Annotated in this window: 15 protein-coding genes; 8 read left to right on the forward strand and 7 right to left on the reverse strand. The window is 61.4% G+C overall.

Going from position 1 to position 17,958, the window contains the following annotated elements:
- From AYR66_RS19415 to AYR66_RS19425, 3 genes are all read left to right on the forward strand, one after another.
- The coding region (locus AYR66_RS19415) for an SGNH/GDSL hydrolase family protein (RefSeq protein WP_337367295.1) at positions 1-949 on the forward strand (949 nt) is incomplete at its 5' end.
- 215 nt (positions 950-1,164) lie between these two features.
- A complete protein-coding gene (locus AYR66_RS19420; protein ID WP_170942210.1) occupies positions 1,165-2,277 on the forward strand; it encodes an acyltransferase family protein in 1,113 nt (370 codons plus the stop codon).
- 12 nt (positions 2,278-2,289) lie between these two features.
- On the forward strand, positions 2,290-2,973 hold the full coding sequence (locus AYR66_RS19425) for an SGNH/GDSL hydrolase family protein (protein WP_088708864.1): 684 nt from the start codon (positions 2,290-2,292) through the stop codon (positions 2,971-2,973).
- A 21-nt stretch (positions 2,974-2,994) separates the two neighbouring features.
- On the opposite strand, the gene AYR66_RS19430 is transcribed toward AYR66_RS19425, so the two are convergent.
- From AYR66_RS19430 to AYR66_RS19450, 5 genes are all read right to left on the reverse strand, one after another.
- Positions 2,995-3,786, reverse strand: a complete 792-nt coding sequence (locus AYR66_RS19430; protein WP_088708865.1) for a ferredoxin--NADP reductase — start codon at positions 3,784-3,786, stop codon at positions 2,995-2,997.
- 37 nt (positions 3,787-3,823) lie between these two features.
- Positions 3,824-4,288, reverse strand: a complete 465-nt coding sequence (locus tag AYR66_RS19435) for an RrF2 family transcriptional regulator (protein WP_088708866.1) — start codon at positions 4,286-4,288, stop codon at positions 3,824-3,826.
- 150 nt (positions 4,289-4,438) lie between these two features.
- A complete protein-coding gene (locus tag AYR66_RS19440) occupies positions 4,439-5,842 on the reverse strand; it encodes a SpoVR family protein (protein WP_088708867.1) in 1,404 nt (467 codons plus the stop codon).
- Positions 5,843-5,848: 6 nt separating this feature from the next.
- A complete protein-coding gene (locus AYR66_RS19445; RefSeq protein ID WP_170942211.1) occupies positions 5,849-7,018 on the reverse strand; it encodes a DUF444 family protein in 1,170 nt (389 codons plus the stop codon).
- 13 nt (positions 7,019-7,031) lie between these two features.
- The gene (locus AYR66_RS19450) at positions 7,032-8,978 is read right to left on the reverse strand and encodes a serine protein kinase (RefSeq protein WP_088708868.1); all 1,947 of its coding nucleotides are present in this window, start codon (positions 8,976-8,978) and stop codon (positions 7,032-7,034) included.
- Between the two features lie 458 nt (positions 8,979-9,436).
- Here AYR66_RS19450 and AYR66_RS19455 point away from each other — a divergent pair, with 458 nt between their 5' ends.
- From AYR66_RS19455 to AYR66_RS19475, 5 genes are all read left to right on the forward strand, one after another.
- Positions 9,437-10,804, forward strand: a complete 1,368-nt coding sequence (locus AYR66_RS19455; RefSeq protein ID WP_088708869.1) for an MBL fold metallo-hydrolase RNA specificity domain-containing protein — start codon at positions 9,437-9,439, stop codon at positions 10,802-10,804.
- Positions 10,805-10,847: 43 nt separating this feature from the next.
- Positions 10,848-11,753, forward strand: coding sequence for a ribose-phosphate pyrophosphokinase (locus tag AYR66_RS19460; RefSeq protein WP_088708870.1), 906 nt, complete (start codon positions 10,848-10,850; stop codon positions 11,751-11,753).
- Positions 11,754-12,038: 285 nt separating this feature from the next.
- A complete protein-coding gene (locus AYR66_RS19465; protein WP_088708871.1) occupies positions 12,039-12,992 on the forward strand; it encodes an AAA family ATPase in 954 nt (317 codons plus the stop codon).
- A 12-nt stretch (positions 12,993-13,004) separates the two neighbouring features.
- On the forward strand, positions 13,005-13,502 hold the full coding sequence (gene bamE / locus AYR66_RS19470) for an outer membrane protein assembly factor BamE domain-containing protein (RefSeq protein WP_088708872.1): 498 nt from the start codon (positions 13,005-13,007) through the stop codon (positions 13,500-13,502).
- A 101-nt stretch (positions 13,503-13,603) separates the two neighbouring features.
- A complete protein-coding gene (locus AYR66_RS19475) occupies positions 13,604-13,930 on the forward strand; it encodes a hypothetical protein (protein ID WP_088708873.1) in 327 nt (108 codons plus the stop codon).
- Here the strand turns inward: AYR66_RS19475 and AYR66_RS19480 are convergent, their stop codons facing one another.
- The gene (locus AYR66_RS19480) at positions 13,931-15,001 is read right to left on the reverse strand and encodes an alpha/beta fold hydrolase (RefSeq protein WP_088708874.1); all 1,071 of its coding nucleotides are present in this window, start codon (positions 14,999-15,001) and stop codon (positions 13,931-13,933) included.
- Positions 15,002-15,058: 57 nt separating this feature from the next.
- The coding region (locus AYR66_RS19485) for a translocation/assembly module TamB domain-containing protein (protein ID WP_206047227.1) at positions 15,059-17,958 on the reverse strand (2,900 nt) is incomplete at its 5' end.

Below are 17,958 nucleotides of genomic sequence, written 5' to 3' on the forward strand. Positions count from 1 at the left end.
CAACACTGTCTTTGGCGATCCGTATCCGGGCGCAAGCAAGGTGTGCGATGTCATGACGACCACGTCCGCACCAGCTCCCGCTCCCGCTCCCGCTCCGGCACCAGCACCAGCACCCGCACCCGCACCCGCACCCGCACCCGCACCCGCACCCGCACCCGCACCAACGACTACCTGGACGCAGTGTGCCGTCGAATACGGCACCTGCACCTTTACCGGAACGCGCGAGGTGCGTTATGGCCTCGGCGACCGCTGGGCGACGCGGACGGCGACGGGATCGATCGGCTGCAACAACAGTGTTTTCGGCGATCCCTATCCGGGCGCGAGCAAGGTCTGCCAGGTGTCATCGGGCACATCGACTTCCACGACAGCCGTACAGACCATCGAGTACTACGGCGATTCGACGGTGTGGGGCTACCGTTCCGGCACAGGCGGGCAGGTGGCCGTGCCGCCCCCAGCCGCGTTTGCGCAAGCCTTGCCGAACCCGTCGGCGTACACGGTGCGCAATGAAGGCGTGAGCGGCTCGACTGCGTGCGAACTGCTCAACGGTACGGACGGCCGCCATCAGCCCTGGTCTGCCCAGATGGCTGCCTCGACCGCCAAGTATGTGTTCGTCAACCACGGGATCAACGACCAGTGGAAGTATGACCTGAACACCTACAAGGGCTGCCTGCGCTCCCTGGCGCAGACGGCGAAGCTGTACGGCAAGCAGATGATCTTCGAGACGCCGAATCCGACACGCGACAACGTGGGCATCATGGCCACCGCGATGAAGGAAGTGGCGGCGCTGGAAAATGTACCGGTAGTCGATCAGTACAAGTACCTGAGTGATTACTTGAACGGCCAGAGCGCGTATACCATCTGCCCGGACGGCCTGCATCCGACGGATGCGGTCTACATCATGAAGGGCAAGTACGCCGCCGGCGTCTTCTCCAGCCTGTTCATCAAGTAAGCAGAACCTTTCCGCTATACGCCCCGCCGTGTGTCTGCACCGCGGGGCTTTTTTTCGTCCGTCTCCAGCCGGACGGCTGGCGACGCACACAAGCGCTGGCGCAAGGCAGGCCGTCATCATGAATGAGAATCATCAAGAACACATCATGCGAGACCCCGATACTTGAGCGATATCGCTTTCATCATCGCCGTCATTACGCATCCTGGTCCGCAAACATGATCAAATCGATCGAAGGTATTCGAGGGCTCGCCGCCCTGCTGGTTGCGCTTTACCACCTGGGAATCGGTGCGAACTATTTTCCGCTGATTCGCAATGGCTATCTCTTTGTCGACCTGTTCTTCGTGCTCAGCGGATTCGTTATCTGCGCGGCCTATCGCGATTCGGTGCAAAACGCATCGGAGTTCCGCTACTTCATCCTGCGTCGCATCGGGCGTCTCTTTCCGCTGCTCGTGTTCTCGACCGTGGCCTTCGTCCTGCTGTCGAATGCCATCATCCTGGCGAAGAAAATTGCGGTTGCGGCAGGCTATTCCGCCATCCTCAACAACCCGGGAGCGCTGGAGTATCTCGTCCCCACCACGACAGAAGTACTGACGACGCTCACCTTCACGCATGCGCTCGGTGTGTTCGACCACCTCATCTTGAATACGCCGACGTGGAGCATCAGTGCCGAGTTCTACACCTACATATTGTTCGCCGCGGTCTGCATGTTCTTCAAGGGGCCGACGCGCCTCGTGCTCATCGCTGTCCTCGGCGTGATTGCGCTGATCGTCTCCGTGTGGGCGTCGGTGAACATCCACAACTGCATTGCCGAAAAGGGCTGCCTGTCGCTGACCTATGACTTCGGCTTTCCCCGGAGCGTGCATTCCTTTTGTCTCGGCGTGATGGCATTTCATTCGAGCCGTATCCTGCGTATCAATACGACGGGAGTGCAGCTGTCGGTAGCGCTTGCCTTGTTCCTGCTGCTTACGCTGGTCGATCATGTCCCGCTCGCCGCATTCGCATTCCCCGTCGCGTTTGCAGTCCTGGTATTCGGGCTGTCGAAGGATAGCGGTCCGCTTGCGGATGCGCTCAAACCGGGCGTCTTCCAGGAACTAGGACGCAGGTCCTACTCGATCTACCTGATGCACATGCCCCTGTTGCTGATCTTTGAAAACCTGACCAAGCGGGCGGACAGCCTGATTTCGAACATCATCCTGGTCTGCACTTACATCGTCACGCTCTACGTCATCTCCGGCTGGACCTACCGCCTGGTCGAAAGCCCCTTGCGCGACTGGTTCAACCGCATGGCCGCGCGCGGTCAGGCAGCCGCGGCCCGCACACGAGCATAGGCGAGCCTTGCCATGATCCGCATCCTTGTCTTGCTGGCCGCAGCCCTTGGCGCAGTGGCTGCCTATGCCGCCACACGCGAGCGAGGTGAGCGAGGCGAGGGCGTGCAGGTCATCGAATATTATGGGGACTCCACTGTATGGGGATACCGCTCCAACAGCGGGGAGCGCGTGCCCAGGCCGGCGCCGGCGGTGTTCGCGGAATCCTTGCCGAACGCTTCCAGGTTCGAGGTGCGCAACGAGGGCGTGAACGGGACTGCCGCGTGTGACCTTTTGAACGGCACGGACGGGCGACATGTGCCGTGGCGGGAGCAGATGGCGGCATCAAAGGCGCGCTATGTGATCATCAATTTCGCGATCAACGACCAGTGGAAGCATGACCTCGACAGCTATGCCGGCTGCCTCCGTTCGCTCGCCAGGATAGCGCGCATCAACGGCAAGCAGATGATTTTCGAAACGCCGAATCCGACACGAGACAGCGGACCGGATGGCCTGGATGTGTATGTGGATACGATGCGGCTGGTGGCCGCGCAGGAGAATGTCCCGGTCATCGACCAGTACAAGTACCTGACCGGGGTGCTTGGCGGTCAAAAGCCGGAAACGCTCTGCCCGGACGGACTGCATCCTTCCGAGCAGGTTTACATCCTGAAGGGGCGTTATGCGGCGAAGATGTTTGCCAGTCGTTTCCTGGAGAAGTAGGGGCGCTCCCACTTCTTTGCCTTACCAGTAGTTTTCCGTCACGAAGTGGCCGGGCAGGGCGCGCCGCACCGGACGCAAACCGCGTGCATGCAGCAGCTTGCGCATGTCTTCGATCATGTCCGGATTCCCGCACATCATGATGCGCGATGTGCCCTCTGATACCGGCAGGCCTGCGGCTTGTTCCAGTGTTCCGTTCTCGAACAGCGTCGTGACCCTGCCGTTCAGCAGCAGCGCATCACTTCCCGCCGCCTGCTCTCGTGTCACGGCGCGCACGACTTGCAGGCGCGATGCCGAATCGAAAGGCGCGCCGCGCTCGTAGCTGGTCAATTCATCGCGATAGGCAAACTCATCCGCATGCCTGGCGCCGTGTACCAGGATGAGGCGGCGGAACTTGCCCCATACGTATGGATCGCGCAGCATCGAAATGAATGGGCCAACGCCGGTACCGGTTGCGATCATCCACAAGTCTTCACCGTCCGGGAAACGATCTGGCGTCATGAAGCCGTAGCATTGCTTCTCGACCAGGATGCCGTCGCCTTCCTCCAGCGCCTTCATCTGCGTCGTGAACAGGCCGTTGGGGACAAGGACGCCATAGAATTCGAGGAAATCCTGCCCAGGAGAGGAAACCATGGAATAGGCGCGCCAGACGAGTCCGTTGGCGTCGCGCAAGCCAAGGCGCGCGTACTGGCCCGCCGAGAATGCGTATCCCGGCGGCCGCGTCGTGGTGAACGTGAGCAGCTTGTCGGTCCACCAGTGCATGCGCAGCACTTTCTCGACAGTCGCTTTCGCGGCGATTTTCGGATCGGTCAGCATGTTCTTCCTTTCTGTCCGATATGCGCAACGGGCAGGGTCAGGCTGCCTTGACCTTTTCCCGCGGGTGAATTTGTACCCGGGCCAGGCGGCGCAGGCTGCCGCTATTACGCAACAGGTCGGCCAGCGTCACGCCGCTCAGTACTTCAAGGTAGGCTTTGGTTGCCCTGCGCAAGACATCCTGCAATTCGCAGGAAGGCGACAGGATGCATTCATTGGTCTCGCGGCTGAAGCATTCCACCATCATGAAGTCGGGCTCGGTGCCGCGCACCACATCGCCGATATTGATCTGCTCCGGTTCCTTCCCAAGACGCAGGCCGCCGCTGCGGCCGCGGATGGTTTCCACAAGTCCCGCCAACCCCAGCTGGTGCACCACCTTCATGAGGTGGCTCTTGGAGATGCCATAGGCGTCCGCAATGTCCTGGATGGTGACAAGGTTGTCACGGTGTGTGCCCAGGTACATCAGGGTACGCAGGGAATAGTCGGTGTAGTCGGTCAGGCGCATGGCTCGGTCAATCTCTGGCGGAACACATGCAGATTATATCCCTCCCGGGAAAAATAAGATTGATCCGATATCGATCTTTTACGTCAAATTGCCAGAGTCTTGACCTGGATGCGTGTCAACACAACAAGCTTTGTGGTCGAAATGGCAAGACTACAGCCGCTTGCTCGTCACCACGCGTGCCTCGCCGCGCTCACCGACGGTGTGCAGCGTGACAGGCCGGCGCCAGACGCGGCCGATGTATTCCAGCACCCGCTCCGCACGCGCAAGATCCACGCCGCGGCCATCGCTCTGGTGGTCGTGCACGAGTTGCAGGCTGCCGTCCACATGCAGATGGTTGGCCGCGATGCGCGGCGCGCCATAGTTGAACTTCGGACCGAGGATGGCTTCATGCACCGCATGCACTTCGTTGGCCGAGATGCGGATGTCACCGTCGTCGCGCGCCTCGTACACGAACAGCTCGAGCTTTTCGATCAGGTCCCTGGTCAGATAGTTGCGGATGAAGCCGAAATCGTCTTCTTCCTTGACGATCTGCCGTGCCTTTTCCAGCCCGTGCTTTTCGATGATGTCCTCCCACATCGAGAAGCCGAGATGGTAGGGATTGACGGCCAGGGCAAGTTGCCTTTCCGCCGCGTACGGCCGCACGACGTCGGAGTGTGCCTTGATGGCGGACAGGTAAAGATCTTGCGGCAGGAAATCCGCTTCGCGCAGCAATCGGGCGTGCCAGTAGGACGCCCAGCCTTCGTTCATGATCTGGCAGGCGAACACCGGATAGAAGTAGTACGACTCTTCGCGCACCGCGAGGAAGATGTCGCGTTCCCAGTCTTCCATCTCGGGCGCATAGTGCGCGATGAACCACAGCAGGTCGTACTCGGGCTGTGGCGGAATGCCGGGCCGCTTGCTCTCGGCATGGGCTTCCGCGAACATGCGCTCGCCGGGCAGCGAACGGAAGCGCTTCTGGAATACGTCAAGCACCGGTTCCGGCTCTGGCTTGGGCGCCTGTGTCGGATAGAGCGGACGGTGCAGTTCGCGGTTGATGTCGATATGCGGCTCCAGCGCCAGCGCGGCATCGAGCACCGCTTCTACACGTTCCTGCCCATGTTCCTGGATCGCGGTTTCGATACGGTGCGCGCGGTCCGCCGCCTGTTCGAGGATATGGCCGCCGGCCATTTCCATGAACTTCGCGAACAGGTGGTTGTTCTTCGAAAAGTCTGCGTGCCCCAGCACGTGCGCCGTTACCAGCGCATTCTCCGGCAGGGTATTGCCGTTGACCAGGTAGGCGCGGCAGGGGTCGCCGGGGAACATCACTTCGAAGATGCGTGAATGTCCCATCCCCTGGCGGATCAGTTGATGGATGTAGCGCACGCCGAAGGACCAGTGGTGCATGCGCACCGGCAATCCATAGACGGCGATTTCCATCATGAAATTGTTAGGCACCAGTTCGAAATCGACCGGGTAGTAATCCAGGCCGAGGTCGCGGGCGAGCTTCTCGATGCGGGTCGAATATTCCTTCAGCTTTTCGACTGCTTCGGGCGTGTGGGTGGCGTCATTGCACATGCGGGTTCATCCCTCCTGCTGCTGCACGAAGAACTTGCGGATGGCTTTCCATACATCCTCGTGTTTCGTGAGGATGCTGCTGCCCAGCGGCGCGCCGCCGCGTTCCACTTCGGCGCACAACATCTTCATTTCCGTCTCGGACGTGCGCGGCGATCCGGGAACGGTTTCGACATAGCCGATGTAGTTGAGCAGCTTGCCCAGCTTCGTCAGGTACTCGGTCGCGGCCGAACGGTCTTCGGTGAAGTTCTCGCCGTCCGATGCATAGAACAGGTAGCCGTTGTACTGCGACGGATCGTACTCGGTCTCGACCAGTTCCAGCGCGAGCTTGAAGGCGGTCGACGCCCCCGTGCCACCGGTGCCGCTGACATTGAAGAACTCGCTCTCGGTAAATTCCCATGCCTGCGTGGTATGCGCGATGAAGCGCGTTTCCACCTTGCCGTAGCGCCGGCGGATGCCCTGCAGCACGAAGAAGAAGAAACTCTTCGCCAGCTTGCGCTCTGCATCGGTCATGCTCGCCGACACGTCGAGCGCGAAGATGACCACGGCGTTCGTCGCCGGCTTGCGCCGCTGAACGAGTTGCTTGAAGCGCAAGTCCTCGTTGGTGAACGGTACAGGATTTTCCGTCGTCCTTTCCTGCGTCGCGCGCCGCTTCACCGCTTCCTTCACGGTGCGGCGGCGGTCGAGGCGGGCGCGGGCGCCGTGCTTGTCCCAGCCTTCGCGCACATACTCGTCGTCGGTGACGGCGGTGTTGCGCTTGGGCTGCAGGTCGGGCAACTGGAGTTCTTCCCACAGCCAGTCGATGATGTCGTCGACCTTGAACTCCAGCAGCAGTTTCACTTCGCCATCATTGTTGCCGCCTTCGCCCTCGTCGCCGCCCATGTCGGGCTGCGCCTGGCGCAGTACATCGCCGGGCTTGCCCTTTCCCTGGCCTGCGCTGGAGTAGCTCTGGTTGGCATCCGACAAGCGGAAGCGGGCATGTTCCAGTAGGCGGACCGGCACCTGCACGGTGCGGTCTTCCGCACCGGTCATGACGTCCGGCCCGGCCACCAGGTTGGGCAGGTTCTGCTGTACAGCGTCGCGGACTTTCTGGTTGTGGCGCAGCCAGTCGCGCGAGCCCCGGGAGAACAGGTCGTACCAGGGTGTTTCAGCAGAAATCGTGATGTGGTGGTCTGTCATAGAGCATGCCGCCTCATTCCTGTGCCATCAGCGTGGTCACGTAATTGAGCGCCTCACGTGCGCTGTGGCTGTCATATCCGTACTCGTCCACCAGCCGTCTCTCGACGACTGATATCTTCTGGCGCACTTCCTCGTCAGGCCGTGTGGTCGAACTGACGAGACGCAGCACTTCGCGCCGCTGCTCGAACAAATACTGCTGCACCGCGTTGTGCAATTGCGCATGGCTGTCGAGCGTAAACTTCTCGCCGCGCTTGTACGCACCCATTGCCTTGCGCACCACCTCCTGCCGGAACGACTGCTTGCCGGAATCGGAGATGTGGATCTTTTCCTCGACCGCGCGCAGGAAGCGCTCGTCGGGCTTGCGCTCCTCGTTGGTGATCGGATCCTTGATCTGGCGGTTGTCGAGCATCGCTTCCACTTCGTCCAGGTACTTGTCGAGCAGATCCTGCGCCTCCTGTTCGAACGAAACGAACAGGGCCTTGTGCACGTCTTCCTTGACCCAGCGGTTGTAGAAATCCTTGCGTGCCAGCACCAGGTAATCGATCCATTTACGCTTGCGTTTCGGATCGATGCGGGCATCGTTGTCGATCGCATCCTTGAGGGCGAGCAGCACATCCATCGTGGTCAGGCTCTTCACGTTCGTCTGGATGATCGCATTCGACAACGCATTGATGACGAAGCGCGGGGAGATTCCCGCCAGTCCCTCGTCGGGCATGCGCTGTTTCATCCGCTCAGCCTCGGCGTGGGCGTAGCCTTCCACCTCTTCATTGGCGTAGAGGCGCACTTTCTTGCTTAGTTCCACCTCCTTGTCATCTGCTTCATGCAGGCGCGTGAGGATCGCAAAGACCGCGGCCGCATGCAGGACATGCGGGTCGAGGTGCACTTCGCGGAAGGCGGGTGCCGCCGAGGAAATCAGTTTCTTGTAAATTCGCGCCTCATCCTTGTAATTCAAGGTATAGGGCACCTGGATGATCACCATGCGGTCGAGCAGTGCTTCGTTCTCGCTCTCCTGCAGGAATTTGCGGAATTCAGCGAGGTTGGTGTGCGCGAGAATGGTCTCGTCGAGGTAGATCAGCGGGAAGCGCGACACCTTCACATTCTTTTCCTGCGTAAGCGTCAGCAGCAGGTAAAGGAATTCGCGCTTGACCTTCAGGATCTCGATCATCTCCAGCATGCCGCGGCTTGCCGCGTAGACGGCGCCGGACCAGGACCAGGCGCGCGGGTCGCCTTCATCACCGTACTCGGCAACCTTGGACAGGTCGACGGAGCCGACGAGATCGGCGAGGTCAGCGGTGGTCGGGTCATGCGGCGCGTAGGTGCCGATGCCGACGCGCCCCGCTTCGGAAATGAAGATGCGTTCCACCGGCATGCGCAGGAAGTCGCCGCTGTAATCATTCTCGAGGCGCGTACGGCAATGCGGGCAGGTTTCGCCGATGATGTCCACGCCGTAGGTTTCGCGGAAACGCGGACGCAGCGAATGCGGAATCAGGTGCAGCGGTGATTCATGGACAGGGCAACCCTGGATGGCGTACATCGCGCCATCCTCCGTGCGGCTGTATTCTTCCAGTCCGCGCTTCAGGAGGATAACGAGGGTGGACTTGCCGCCCGAGGGCGGGCCGAGCAGGAGCAGGAGGCGGCGGCCCACTTCCGAGCCGGCTGCCGCTGCCTTGAAATAGTCGACGACGCGCTCGATGGCCTCGTCGACGCCGAACAGTTCCTGGTCGAACAGTTTGCAGCGGAAAGTTCCGTTCTCCTCACAGCCCATCCAGCGGATCATGTCCCACATGTACTGGTGCGACGTGCGTGCGGCTCCCTTTGGGTCTGCCGTCATTACTCGCTCAAGGAATTCGGAGACCGTCCCGGACCAGTGTGCTGCCCGATGATCCTTCGTGAATTCAATCAGGCTTTTCAGCAGGTCGTCTTGCTGCTCGGTACGATTGACGTCGCTATGCGTGGTCATTGCGTGTGCTCCCCGTAAGTTTGTCGATTGCCCAGAATGGACATCCGAATTGGGTTTACGTTTCTGCCGCTCTCGACAGGACACTCTCTATTCAAGTATAGGGCGCTGCAAAAATGTCGAATGATGAGGATGGTCAATGAATGCACTGCTATATCTTTCACTCTGCCCCATGCCGAATCATGTGTCGGTGGCGGTATGGACAGGGGTAGCAAGATGCATGCAAGCATATGTGCATATGCCAGGATCCATGCTGTAGCACCCCTGCGAGAGAACGCATGTCCGTCGCGTAAAAATGTCTTTGAAAAACTTACAGACAGGCAGGCATCTCCGGGGGAGCCTGGCATTCTGAAATGGTTGATCTGCATCAATGGCAGCGGCGGTGCCATTCGACATAGTGTTTGTATGCTTGCCGCACTTCAATAGCGCCGGCGAAAAGGCGAGGTAGCGGAGGACTTAACATGCAAATGCAATTCCTGGGAGCCACCGGGACAGTGACGGGATCGAAGTACCTTGTCAGTTCCGGCCAAACGAAGATCCTGGTCGACTGCGGCCTGTTCCAAGGCTACAAACAGCTGCGCCTGCGGAACTGGGCGGAGCTGCCGGTCGATCCTTCGACGATCGATGCCGTCATCCTGACGCACGCGCATCTCGACCATAGCGGATACATTCCCGTCCTTGTGAAGAACGGTTTCCGCGGCAAGATCTATTGCAGCGAGGCCACCTTCGACTTGTGCCGCATCCTGCTGCGGGACAGTGGGCACCTGCTGGAAGAGGAGGCAGGTTATGCAAACAAGCATTCCTATTCCAGGCACGCTCCCGCATTACCGCTGTACACCGAAGAAGAGGCGCTCGCCTCGCTCGAATTTTTCGCGCCGGTGAAATTCGGAAAGCGCTTCGCCGTCGTGGGAAAACTGCACGCGGAGCTCGTGCGCGCCGGCCACATTCTCGGCGCCGCGTCCGTCACGCTGGATGACGGTAAAACGACGATCGCCTTCTCCGGCGACCTTGGCAGGATGAACGATCCGATCATGGCGCCGCCGGCACGGATTGCACGCGCCGATTACCTCGTGCTCGAATCGACCTATGGCAACCGCAAGCATGATCCCGCCGACCCGATGGATCTCCTCAGCAAGACTATCCAGGAAACCGTGGCGCGCGGCGGCGTAGTGATCGTTCCCTCGTTTGCGGTCGGACGTGCGCAAACCCTGCTGCACTATGTGGACCAGTTGAAGCAGTCAGGCGCAATCCCGCAGGTGCTGCCGGTCTACCTGAACAGCCCGATGGCGGCCGATGTGACCGCGCTGTACCGTGAATACCGCAAGGACCATCGCCTGGACGACGCGCAATGCCATGCCATGTGCAACGCCGCAAGGTTCGTCAATTCGGTGGAAGAGTCGAAGGCGCTGAACATGAAGCACATGCCGATGGTCATCATTGCTGCCAGCGGCATGGCAACTGGCGGGCGCGTGTTGCATCATCTCAAGGCGTTTGCTTCCGATCCGCGCAACACCATCCTGTTCGCCGGTTTCCAGGCGGGCGGCACGCGCGGCGCGGCAATGCTGAGTGGTGTCGACGCCATCAAGATACACGGCGAGTATGTGCCCTTGCGCGCGCAAGTCGTGCAGATAGAAAATCTTTCCGCGCATGCGGATGCCGATGAAATCCTTTCGTGGCTTTCCGGCTTCGGACAGCCGCCGAAGCAGACCTTCATCACGCATGGCGAACCGGATGCAGCGGATGCATTGCGCAGGCGTATCGAGGAGCAATTGAAGTGGCAATGCCGCGTCCCGGATTATCTGGAAAGTGTCCAACTGGTGCAGCCGTGAGCATGCGCCAGGGATAAATACGAACAATAAACAAGGAGAAAAAATGATCCCCATCCTCTTCGCGATGCCAGGCAATGAAGCCTTCACGCTGCACCTGGACCGCGCGATTTCCTGCGAAGTCGGCCAAATGGAAATGCGCCGCTTTCCCGATGGCGAGACCTATGTGCGCCTGCAGTCACAGGTGCATGGCCGTGATGTTATTTTCGTTTGCACGCTCGACCATCCCGATGAGAAAGCCATGGCGCTTTACCTCGCCGCGCGCACCGCGCGTGAACTCGGCGCGCGCCGTGTCGGCCTGATCGCTCCCTATCTTGCCTACATGCGGCAGGATGCGCGCTTCAAGGAGGGTGAGGGCATCACCTCTGCGCACTTCGCTGCTTTCCTGTCGGATTTCCTCGACTGGCTGGTCACGGTTGATCCGCACCTTCACCGCCACCACAAGCTCAACGAGATCTACAGCATCCCGACCAAGGTCGTGCATGCGGCAGCGGCGATCGGTGACTGGATCGCGGAGCATGTGGAGAATCCAGTGATCATTGGTCCGGATGCGGAAAGCGAGCAGTGGGCTTCACGCGTGGCCAAGGCAGTGCGCTGTCCGTATGTGGTGCTGGAGAAAACGCGCAAGGGCGACCACGAGGTGGAGGTGTCGGCGCTCGATGCTGCCCACTGGAAGGGCGGCACGCCAGTGCTGGTGGACGACATCACGTCCACCGCACAAACCATGATTGCCGCAGTGGCCAAGCTCAAGGAAGCCGGCTTGCCGGCGCCAGTGTGCATCTCCGTGCATCCGGTCTTTGCCGGCTCCGCTTATCAAGACCTGCTGGATGCGGGCGTGGCCAAGGTGGTGAGCTGTAATACCATCACTCACCCGACCAACAGCGTCGATGTCGCGGAGGCGATTGCGATTGCAGCGGTCGAACTCATGTCCATCCTGCCCATCAATACCTGACTCATCCTGCAGCAGGGCGGATCAGCACTCCCGCTCTGCTGCTGCCAATCGCTTCACAACACTCTTCGCCTGTCGATTGACAGCGCATGTCGAATTCGTTGAAATAATTCATGCAGCCAATCGTTCCGCAGGTGGAACGGACTTTGCATGGCATGAGTCTGTCCGGCATCCATTGCGACGCATCATCAAGTCGCAGCGCGGGCCTGACGATAAAGTACATGCAGGACCGCAATGTCTCATGGGTTCCGGCCACGCAAACCGGCATGATTCGAGGAGTGTTTCACTATGACGATTACTCTCGCCCGCTCTCATACGATCTATAGCGTGAAAGCAGTCGAAAGCGCCCAGGAAAGGGCGCGTGCACTGAAATCGCCAGAACTGGAAGTCTTCTATGAAGACATGCTCGAAAAGGGGGCAGAGCGCTTCGTGACGACGCCGTCGTCCACTGCCGCGCTGCAGCCCTTGTATGAGGACTGTCCGAACTTCCGCGAAGTGCTGGACGACCTGAAGCGCTACCTCGGCCTGTCGATCGCGGGCGGCGCCAGTTTCAATGTCATGCCGGTACTGCTGCTCGGCGATCCCGGTGTCGGCAAGACACATTTCGGCAAGCGGCTGGCGGCTGTGCTCGGCACCGAGTTCGAATTCATCAGCATGAATGCGCTGTCGGCGGGATTCGTCATCACCGGCAGTTCGTCGACCTGGAAAGGGGCGAAGTGCGGCAAGGTCGCCGAGCGTCTCGTGCGCGGCAAATTCGCCAACCCGGTAGTGCTGCTCGATGAAGTCGAAAAGGCGACCGGTTCCACGCAATCCGATCCGATGGCCGCGCTCTACCAATTGCTCGAACCGGAAACCTCGCGCGCCTTCCATGACGAATTCATTGACGTTGACCTCGATGCCAGCCAGGTATTCTGGGTGCTGACGGCCAACAGCCTTGACGGCATTCCGCCGGCACTGCTGTCGCGCATGGCGGTGTATGAAGTGCCGGCGCCGACGACCGATGAAGCAGCGGGCATCGCAAAGCGCGTGTATAACGGCTTGCTGAAGGAGCTGAAACTGAAGCATGTCGATGAAGACTTGCCGGACAGCGTGCTCGACAAGCTGTCCACGATCTCTCCGCGCGAAATGCGCAAGACGCTACTGGACGGTCTCGGGTTCGCGGTTGCCGAAGGACGTACGGCGCTGGTTCCCGACGACGTGCGCCTGAAGTCGGAAGCGGGCAAGCGCCGCATTGGATTCTGAGGAAACCACCACATGCCATACAGGATCGCCGCGTTTGTCCTTGCCGTCCTGGCGCTGGCCGGATGCGACCGGCAAGGCCGTCCTATCGAGGAGTTCGGCCTCGACAAGCTGGCCAAAGGCGTGTCGTCGGAAGGCGACGTGCGTACCGTCATGGGCCAGCCGGAAACGGTCTGGGAAGAAGAGGACGGGACCCGCATGTTGCAATATCCGAAAGGCCCGGAAGGTGTGCGGACCTGGGAATTCACGATCGACCGTTCTGGCAAGCTCAAGGATTACCGCCAGCTCCTGACATCTGAAACTTTTTCCCGTGTGCAGCAGGGAATGAGCCGCGACGAAGTGCGCCGCCTGCTCGGCAAACCGCGCTCGGTCGCACAATTCAAGCTGAAGAACGAGGAAGTCTGGGACTGGAAATACCAGGAAGGGACCGAGCCGCGCCTGTTCAATGTGCATTTCGACATGGCGACAGGCAAGGCGACACGCACTTCCACTTCCGATGCATTGAATTACTGACAACAGCGAAACCTCGCGACGTTTCCATAGTCTTAACGATTGGCTGCCGGGCAAGAGAAGAGCGCCCGGCATGACACTGTGCAACGTTCAAGGAGGCAAGAATGAGAAAGGTTTCGCTCGCGTTATTTGTATCGCTGCTGGCATTGTCGGGTGCCGGCTACACACAGTCGCAGTCCCCGTCGCCAACCTCCGAGATCAGGGAAAGCACCGATCCGGCACGCTACGATGATGTGATGCGCCGGGCACAGGAAATCCAGTCGCGGCAGTCGTCCAGCGCCGACATGTCGTCGGGGTCGAGCGACACGATGAAGAAGTCCGGCAGGCACATGAAATCGAAGAAGCACGGCAGGATGCAGCAAGGAAGTTCCGGTTCGTCCGGCATGGAGCACACACCAGGCACTCCGCCGGATTCCGGTTCGAGCAAATAATCAGTGCCGTCGCGCACCCATCACAGCAAGCCACGAAAATATCTGCGGCCACAGGATGCGGTGCGCGTTTTCTCCCATCAGGGCGCCGACGTGCGCAAGCGCCACTCCTGTATCGCCTTCGTACGCAAGCAAGCGTTTCTCGTCGCTGCCGGTCGCTTCATGAAAGGCAATGACGGAGTCCGGTGGAATGACTACGCTATGCGGGTCGTACACGGACAGCAGCGGTGCGGTGACGTTTCGCGGCGAAACAGTCCGGCCGGCAATGGTGAGCGTGCCACGCATCAGGCTGTCCTTCCGGTAGAGATCTTCCACCACCTGCTCGAACAGACGGCCTGGCATCGGTGATTCGTCGAGCATCCAGCGTTCGACCAGCATGTGGGTGCGCAGCGTGCGCGTCGATCCGAGGCTGGCCATGAAGTCGCCGTAGCGTTCGACCTGAAAGGTGGCCGGCGAGGCCATCACGCTTGCCATGTTCAATACCGAGCCGGGCACCTTGTCGAACATCCGCGCCACCGTATTCGCACGCGGGCCGAAGGTGACCAGCGGCGTGAATGAGCCCGACGCACCGCCGAAATGCAGCGGCGCTTCGAGCAGGACCAGGCCGGAGACCTGCTCCGGCCGCATTGCAGAATAGATCGCGGCAAAGATGCCGCCGAGAGAATGGCTGAGCAGGAAGATCTGGCCGGTGGGATGCTTGGTACGGATCGCACGCACGCATTGGTCGAGCATCTTGTAAGCGAATTCGGCCAGGCCCTGGTTTTCACCCGGTTCGGTCCACTCGGCGAGATAGACCTGCATGTCTTCCCGCATTGCGTGCTGCACGACGCTGCATTCCGGCGTCAGGTCCCAGATGTAGTGGCGCTTGATCGGTGCCGGCACGATCAGCGCGATGCTGTTGCTGTGCGGATTGCCCCCATAGAAGCGCAGGCATACGCCGGGCAGTGCGAGCGCAGTCTGGTACGGGCTCTCGGCCGGCCCGTAGCCGAGGCTGTCCATCGCCTTGCCTCGGCGCCTGCGAGCCTTGTCCATCGACTCGAACCACCAGCGGATACCGTTCGAGACTGTCTGCATGGTTTCCTCCTTGTGATTGGCGTTCTGTCTTGATTGTGCGAACGCGCAATTCGTTCCTCAATCGAAGGCAATGTTGTAGAACAAGGAGATTGCGCTGCGGGAACCAGCCTCCGCTTCCAGCGAAAGTTTGGACGACAGCGCGTACCGGACTTGCACGACGCTGCCCGCGCTTTCCAGTCCTTGCTGGTAACTCAGGTAGAGACGCGAGGAAACCTGCTTGCCAATGGTGACGATGCGCTGTTGCAGCGTGTCCTGGCTGGTGCCGACGCTGAAGGTGTCGAGGCCGAAGGTGCTGGCGATGCGCGACTGCACGCCGGCTTTCGCGCCCTCCGATAACAGCGCGGCGGCGGCACTCTGCAGGGCGCCGACATCGGTGTCACCGGCGGCGGCAAGCCCGCGTCCGAGGACGAGCCAGGACAGCTTCTCCGCATCGGGGACGACCGGCTCCGACACCAGCGTCACGCGCGGGGTGAGGGCGGTGCCGCGGATCGAGACGCCGGCTTCCACCTCCTGGCCGCGGCGCATCGCGACGATATCGAGGGACGGGTTGTTGAGCGGGCCGCGAAAGCGGATCACGCCCTGTTCGATTGCGAGTTCGCGCCCGTAGGCGCTGTACGTGCCCTTGGCCACATTGATCGAGCCCTGCGCCTGCAACTGTTCGCCTGCCTTGCCCACGAGGCGGACCTGTCCGGCGAGCCGGGCATCCAGTCCGCGTCCCTTGAGCGCCACGCCGTCGCCCAGCGCCACAGTGATGTCGACATCGAAAGCGGTCTTGTTTGCGCCTTGCTTCCGTTCGCGCCCGACGATCACGACGTCGTCCGAAAGGCGCGGCTTGTCCGCGCTGCCGAGGTCGACCATGCCGGAATTGACGGTGAAGGTGCCGGTTGCATTGCCGTGGTTGTCGCGCCAGTTCAGCTCCGTCGCGCCACTGAGCACGATGCGGCGGTCGCTGCGGTTCAGCAGCGCAAAGCGTTCGGCGAGCAGGGTGATTTGCGCCGCCACCGCGCCGCCGCTGAAGTCGACCGGCCCGGAAAGGGAAATACGTCCTTCATCGCCCTGGAAGGCGAGGCTGCGGATCACGAGGCGGTTGCCCTGGAATTCGCTGTCGAGTGTGCCCTGGCGCAAGTCCAGTCCCACGTCGGAAAGCCCGAATCGCAACGCTTGACCGGTGATGCGCCCGGTGAAACGCGGGTCGTGCGCATTGCCGCCGAGCGCGATGTTGCCTTCGAGGCTGCCGTCCAGCGCCATGGATGGCGAAAGCAGAGGCGCGAGCCATGCGAGCGAGGGCATACGGATGTCCGCGCGTCCGGACAGCGGAGCATCCGTCGCGATGGCGAGCCGATTGTCGCCGTCACCGATCGCCGTTTCACCGGCAGCCTGGATACGGCCGAGGCGCTGGCCCTCGGCTTGCACATCCAGGCTCAGCCGGCTGCCGGAGAGCGTAGCGTCCGCACGCAGGGACGACAGGCCGAGCGTGACCGGCGCATTGGCGACCACGGTTACATCGCCGCGCTCGCGGCGCAGGCCGAGTGTGCCGTTCAAGGCATCGCCGATACGCACGTCCCATTCGCCGGACAGTTCAAGGTCGGTACGTACCGGCGGCGCCGGTTCGATTTGGCGCAGCAGTTGCGCCAGGCGGAGTCGCTCTACACGGCCACGGGTGACGATGCCGGAACTATCCCGGCTGAAGGTCTCGACGGCAAAACGTCCGGCATCGGCATCGAGCAGCAATCGGTCGAGCTGTACCCGTTCCGAGGAGAGCAGGAGCGTGGCCGGCGACGCGAGATGCGCCTGGAAACGTCCGCTGGCGTCCAGTGCCTGCATGCTGCCTTTCCAGCGCGGGTTCGTGTCTACCTGGGCAAGTTCGCCTGACGCGCGCAGTGACCATGCCTGGCCGGTCTCGTCCAGAGCAAGGTCGATCGTGTGCGCGGCGGTGGTCCCTTTTGCGGTCGCAGTGAAGCGCTCTGCCTTCAGGCGCGGGGTGGAAATGCCGCGCGCTTCGAGCGTGAGTGCGAGCGGGGCGTCGGGCTGCGGCGAAAAGTCGAGGCGGCCGGTGAGGGTGACGACACCTTGCTCCCCGATCCGGACGCCGGCGGCGTCGATGACGGCGGATCCGCTCTCGAGCGGAACCGGGCGGCTGCGATCGATGGCGGCTTGCATCTTGCCCTGCATCCTGTCGATGCGGACAGCACCGGGCAGCCGAGCCGCGTTGGCCGTCCATTCCGCAGTGACCTTGGGACGCGCGAGCGTGCCGCGTGCAGTGCCCTTGGCTGCAATGGCGCCCCCGAACGCTGGTCCGAGCTGGTCCAACTGCGGCGCATCGAGTGAAAAATTGAGGGCTGCATCGTCGCCGGTCATCCTGCCTTCGACGTTCAACCGGTTTGCGCCTGATGCCAGTTGCATGCGCGGGATCTCGAGCTGGTCGCCGCGCAGGCGCGCCTCTCCGTTGCCCGACAGGGGCTGGCCTGCGAGCCGGCTGTCGGCGATGGTGTACGACAGGTCGGCTTCCAGGCGCGGCTCGCGCATGCCCTTCAGGGAAAAGGCGGCGTTGAGTTCAAGCTCGGGAAGTTGCGGAAAATTGCCCAGTTCGCGCAGACGGAAATTGTCGACCTTGCCTTGCGCCTGGAACGCCTTGTTTCCCTCGAGTGCGGCTTGCCCGGACAGGTCGATGCGTCCGCTGCCCGCGCGCAGTTCCGCACGGCGCAGCGACAGGGTTTGCCCGGAAGCCAGCGCATGCGCGTCAAGCGTGATCTGCCGGCGGCGGTCCAGCGGCTCGCTGAGCGACACCTGGATTTCCCGTGTGCCGCCGCCTTGCCTGAGGTCGGCCGTGCCAGCCAGCCGGGTCGCCCTGGCCCGGCGGTCCAGGCGTTTCAGGTCCAGGGCGCTGGTGCGAAGCCGGAGCTGTGCCTCGCTCCCGCCGGTCTCCCCTTGTCCTTCGATCGTGCCGGCGGGCAGGG

It is taken from the genome of Noviherbaspirillum denitrificans, from assembly GCF_002211445.1.
Classification (GTDB): domain Bacteria; phylum Pseudomonadota; class Gammaproteobacteria; order Burkholderiales; family Burkholderiaceae_D; genus Noviherbaspirillum; species Noviherbaspirillum denitrificans.